Consider the following 3950-nt stretch of genomic DNA (forward strand, 5'->3'; position numbering starts at 1 on the left):
CCGAGGATGAAGGCGCCGATCGTGGAAATGGTGTTCAGCGTGGTGAACCCGTCACTGGGCAGGTAGTCGGCGTAGCGACGCGGCATACCCTCGGCGCCCAGCCAGTGCTGCACCAGGAAGGTGGTGTGGAAACCGATGAAGGTGGTCCAGAAGTGCCACTTGCCCAGGCGCTCGTCCAGCATGCGGCCGGTGATCTTCGGGAACCAGAAGTAGATACCGGCGTAGGTGGCGAACACGATGGTGCCGAAGAGCACGTAGTGGAAGTGCGCGACCACGAAGTACGAGTCGGTCACATGGAAGTCCAGCGGCGGCGAGGCCAGGATGACGCCGGACAGACCACCGAACAGGAAGGTGACCAGGAAGCCGAGGGAGAACAGCATCGGCGATTCGAAGGTCAGCTGGCCGCGCCACATGGTGCCGATCCAGTTGAAGAACTTCACCCCGGTCGGGACGGCGATCAGGAAGGTCATGAACGAGAAGTACGGCAGCAGCACGGCGCCGGTGGCGTACATGTGGTGTGCCCACACCGCGATCGACAGCGCGGCGATGCCGAGGGTCGCGTAAACCAGTGTGGTGTAACCGAAGATCGGCTTACGCGAGAAGACCGGGAAGATCTCCGAGACGATGCCGAAGAACGGCAGCGCGATGATGTACACCTCGGGATGGCCGAAGAACCAGAACAGGTGCTGGTAGAGCAGGATGCCGCCGGTGGCCGGATCGTAGATGTGGCCACCGAGGTGGCGGTCATAGGCCAGGCCGAACAGCGCGGCGGTCAGCAGCGGGAAGGCAAGCAGCACGAGGACACTGGTGACGGCGATGTTCCAGGTGAAGATCGGCATCCGGAACATGGTCATACCGGGAGCACGCAGGCAGACCACGGTGGTCAGCATGTTGACACCACCGAGGATGGTGCCGAGACCGGAGACCGCGAGGCCGAGGATCCACAGGTCGGTGCCGACGCCGGGCGAGTGCAGGATGTCGGTCAGCGGCACATATGCCGTCCAACCGAAGTCCGCGGCACCGCCGGGGGTGATGAAGCCCGCGGTCGCCATGGTCGCGCCGAATGCGTACAGCCAGTAGCTGAAGGCGTTCAGTCGCGGGAAGGCGACGTCGGGTGCGCCGATCTGCAGCGGCAGCACGATGTTGGCGAAGCCGAACACGATCGCGGTCGCGTAGAACAGCAGCATGATCGTGCCGTGCATGGTGAACAGCTGGTTGAACTGTTCCGGCGACAGGAACTGCAGACCAGGACGGGCCAGCTCACCACGCATCAGGAGGGCCATCAGACCACCGATGAGGAAGAACGCCATCGAGGTGGTCAGGTACATGACACCGAGGACCTTGGGGTCGGTGGTGGTGACCATCTTGACGATGAACGAGCCCTTCGGACCGGTCCGAGCCGGATACGGCCGAGTCGCTTCCAACTGAGGGACTGGCTTTGGCTCTACGGCAGTCACTGATCCTCCTGAAAGGTGCCTTTAGGTCGCTCCGCAGGCTCCGCTGCTCGCATCCGCCCCACTACCGGGGACAGACGAGGAGTTCGCTTGCGCTCCTGAGATCGTAAACCGTGCTGCGGCAGCCATCCGCACGGGTCCTACTCTGCGTCGTATTTCGTTGTTGGGCGACTGTGCCCGCACATCCGAGGATCGGGAAATCCGGCGCGGTGCATGCCGACGATTCCGAGCGACCCGCAAGCAGTCGCCAGCGATGACTTTCCCAGGCAGCCGCCGTCTGTATCGGTGACAGCGATTCCACTCCGGTAAGGGGACCACCCATGACAGCACCGAAGACCGGCGATCCACGCTGGGTCGACATCTATACCTCTGATCCGGAAGGCGCCATTGCCTTCTACGGCCAGTTGTTCGGCTGGACCGCCGACCGCGCGGACGAGGAGTTCGGCGGCTACATCACCTTCCGCAAGGACGGCAAGGCCGTCGCGGGTGGCATGGGCAAGATGGCGGACGGAGTCGAGGGTCCCGATCAATGGACGGTCTATCTCGCCTCGCCCGATGCCAAGGCCACCGCCGACGCGGCCGTGGCACACGGAGGCGCGGTCGTCGTGCCACCCATGGATGTGGGCGATCTCGGCGCGATGGCCGTACTCGGCGATGTCGGCGGCGCCGGTGTCGGCATCTGGCAGGCCGGCACCTTCGGCGGATTCGAGACCATCGGCATCGCCTCGGGCGGGACCTGGAGCGACCATGTCGGCATCCCGTCCTGGTTCGAACTGCACACCCGCGACTACGCGCGCTCGCTCGACTTCTACCGCGATGTCTTCGGCTGGAGCGACACCCTCACCATCGCCGACACCCCGGAGTTCCGCTACACGACCATCCACGCCACCACCCCGATGCTCGGCGGTGTCATGGATGCCTCGGCCTTCCTGCCCGAGGGTGTGCCCGCGGGCTGGACCGTGTACATCGGCGCCGATGATGTCGACGCGGCCGTCGCGCAGGTCGTCGAACTGGGCGGCACCGTGCTGGCCCAGCCCGAGGACACCCCCTACGGCCGGATCGCGCAGGTCGCGGATCCGACCGGGGCACGCTTCAGCATCGGCGGCAACACCAAGTAGCCGATTCGGGGACCGCGCGGAATCCCCTGTGCGACAGTAGGATTCCGCGCGGTCGCGACTGTGCGCCGAAGGCGGCGTGCGCGCGGTGGTGGCCTTCGCGTCTCGGCAGCCACCGCACGCGGTACCCTCACCCGCATGCCGGTGAGCGCCCTTGTTCGCACCCGAAACCGTTGCGATAGCGACCGCGCGCAGGTCGCTCGGAACGCGGACTCCCCCCGAGACGGCACCGCCTGCAAGCGTGCGGTCCGGCACGGTGGCACCGCGGTCGCCCTGCTCTGCGCCGCACTGCTCGTCGCGGGCTGCAGTCAGAAAACCGACGCCAGCTCGATCGTTCGCACCACGACGAATATCGCGGGCGCGGGTGTGGTCGGCCTGGAGCGCGACACCTCGCGGGCCTGCCCGCTGCCGAGCGCAGCCGATCCGGCGAACGGCAAGACCCGCACCGTCACCCACGCCGCCGGCACCTCGGAGGTGCCCGCCGATCCGCAGCGGGTCGTGGTGCTTTCCACATCAGCACTCGACGCCGCCTGCGCGGTCGGTCTGTGGGAGCGCGTCGTCGGCGCGATGCCGATCGACGGACCGCGCGCGCAGCCCATGTATCTCGGTTACGGCGTACTGAAGATCCCCGCCGTCGGTTCGGCGGCACAGCCCGATCTCGGGCAGATCGCGGCACTGCATCCCGATTTGATCATCGGCGATATTCCGGGCGGCTCAGGCGGTTTCGCCGCTCTGCAAGCGATCGCACCGACCGTCCTCGCCGATCCCGATAGCGGCTGGCAGGCCGAATTCAGCACGCTCGCAGCGGGTCTCGGCCGGTCGAACGCTGCGGCAACGGCATTGGAGAACTACCGCTACGAGGCCCGCGATACCGGCAATATATTGGCCGCCAGTCAATCCCAGGCCTCGGTGGTCCGCTTCACCGCCGATCAGGACCAGGTCCAGGGCAGCAATAGCTTCGCGGGCCAAGTCCTCGCCGATGCGGGCGTACAGCGGCCGACCGCGCAGCGCGGCACCTCCTTCGACGTGACCGAGCAGGACCTGATCAAGGTCGAGGGCGACATCATCTACGTCATCTTCGCGGGCGAGTCCGGCGAGGAGCACGGTAAAAAGGTGCTGCGCAGCGATGCGTGGAAGGAGCTGGGCGCCGCCAGCGATAAGCGCGTCTTCGCGGTCGAGGACACCGTCTGGCACGGTGACGGGCTCACCGCCGCCCGCGCCCTGCTCGCCGACCTGCGCAGCAGCTTGAACGGGTACGTCACCGACTGAGTCTTTGGCCGCGCCTTCGGCGCGGCGTGTTCGCGGCCCCCTTCAGTCTCGCGTCCGAGCCGTCGAGACTCGCGCCTGCGGCGCATGCGCTTCGACGGCTCGGACGCGAGAC

The 3950-nt window shown here is 66.6% G+C and carries 3 protein-coding genes; 2 read left to right on the forward strand and 1 reads right to left on the reverse strand.

Features of this window, described 5'->3' with window-relative positions; translation table 11 throughout:
- Positions 1-1457, reverse strand: a 1457-nt coding sequence (locus AB0L58_RS42895) for a cbb3-type cytochrome c oxidase subunit I (protein WP_364397470.1), incomplete at its 3' end; no start/stop codon positions are given.
- Positions 1458-1774: 317 nt separating this feature from the next.
- On the opposite strand from AB0L58_RS42895, the gene AB0L58_RS42900 reads away from it, so the two are divergent.
- Positions 1775-2572 carry a VOC family protein gene (locus AB0L58_RS42900; protein ID WP_364397473.1) on the forward strand — a complete coding sequence of 266 codons (798 nt, stop codon included), beginning with the start codon at positions 1775-1777 and terminating at the stop codon, positions 2570-2572.
- A 135-nt stretch (positions 2573-2707) separates the two neighbouring features.
- Entirely contained in the window at positions 2708-3838 is a 1131-nt protein-coding gene (locus tag AB0L58_RS42905; RefSeq protein WP_364397476.1) for an ABC transporter substrate-binding protein, read from the forward strand.
- The last annotated feature ends 112 nt before the right edge of the window (positions 3839-3950 follow it).

This window comes from Nocardia sp. NPDC052112, assembly GCF_040680135.1.
Classification (GTDB): Bacteria; Actinomycetota; Actinomycetes; order Mycobacteriales; family Mycobacteriaceae; genus Nocardia.

What these genes read in the sequence shown, in the direction of transcription:
- AB0L58_RS42905 (WP_364397476.1), top strand. Translation starts at nt 2,708, where the DNA reads ATGCCGGTGAGCGCCCTTGTTCGCACCCGAAACCGTTGCGATAGCGAC.
- AB0L58_RS42900 (WP_364397473.1), top strand. Translation starts at nt 1,775, where the DNA reads ATGACAGCACCGAAGACCGGCGATCCACGCTGGGTCGACATCTATACC.